The 701-nt window shown below is 41.8% G+C and carries 1 protein-coding gene; it reads left to right on the forward strand.

Going from position 1 to position 701, the window contains the following annotated elements:
- On the forward strand, positions 1-701 hold a 701-nt coding region (gluP, locus tag ON073_RS20620), incomplete at both ends, for a glucose/galactose MFS transporter (RefSeq protein ID WP_274763706.1).

Here is a 701-nt window from a genome sequence, read left to right on the forward strand (position 1 = left end):
TTTACCCTTAATTACACCCAAGCAATGCTTATTCAGTTTTGCTTTTTTAGTGCTTACTTTATTGTCTCGCTGCCTGCCGGTAAATTGGTCGGTAAAATCGGTTATCAAAAAGGCATTGTTACCGGCTTAGCCATTGCCTGTGTAGGCTGTTTGTTGTTTTACCCTGTGGCAACCTCTGGCATGTATGCGCTTTTCTTAATGGCGTTATTTGTATTAGCCAGTGGCATTACGATTTTACAGGTATCAGCAAACCCCTATGTCAGTGCGTTAGGTGACCCTAAAACAGCGCCATCTCGTTTAACCTTAACTCAGGCATTTAACTCATTAGGTACCACTGTTGCGCCATTATTTGGGGCGGCACTTTTCTTCTCTTCTGATAGCGCAAACCAAAGTCATGATGGTACCGCTGTACAGTTACCTTATTTAATTTTAGCGGCGTCGTTATTGATATTAGCGCTTATATTTTTAGTATTAAAGTTACCTAAAATTACCAATCAAGAAACGCAACAAGTTAGCCAAGGCTCGGCGTGGCAACACAAGCATTTAGTGCTCGGTGCTATTGGTATTTTTGTCTATGTGGGTGCTGAAGTGGCTATTGGCAGTACCTTAATTAATTACATTTCAAGTGCTAATGCAACACAAATGACAGAAGCAACTGCTGCTAAATACATCGCTTATTATTGGGGCGGTGCCATGGTCGG

This window comes from Pseudoalteromonas sp. G4, from assembly GCF_028875915.1.
Taxonomy (GTDB): domain Bacteria; phylum Pseudomonadota; class Gammaproteobacteria; order Enterobacterales; family Alteromonadaceae; genus Pseudoalteromonas.